The sequence below is a fragment of the Escherichia sp. MOD1-EC7003 genome, assembly GCF_002965065.1.
GTDB lineage: Bacteria > Pseudomonadota > Gammaproteobacteria > Enterobacterales > Enterobacteriaceae > Escherichia.
This window is the reverse complement of the sequence record NZ_PTRE01000322.1, coordinates 1-257: the sequence shown is the minus strand read 5'-3', so window position 1 is coordinate 257 and position 257 is coordinate 1. Positions and strand designations below refer to the sequence as shown.

The 257-nt window shown below is 39.7% G+C and carries 1 protein-coding gene; it reads right to left on the bottom strand.

All coding sequences use genetic code 11. From position 1 onward, the window contains the following. On the bottom strand, window positions 1–257 hold a 257-nt coding region (locus tag A7090_RS25590; protein WP_123057001.1), incomplete at both ends, for an ISAs1 family transposase.

Here is a 257-nt window from a genome sequence, read left to right as displayed (position 1 = left end):
TTTTTTCAGCGGAAATTTTTCCTCAAAGGCTTTATTAAGCCGCCCCTGATTTCCTTTTACAGCGAATAAATAATCACCTCCCTGCTTTTGTATCTTCTCTGCAATATCTTTCTGGCAACCCATTGCATCAGTTGTGATGATTTTTCCTTTAATATCCAACATGTTAAGAAGTTCAGGAATAGCTGTAATCTCATTGGATTTCTCATCTGTCTTGATCTGCCCGAGGACCAGACTGTGCATTGTCGAGAACGCACTAA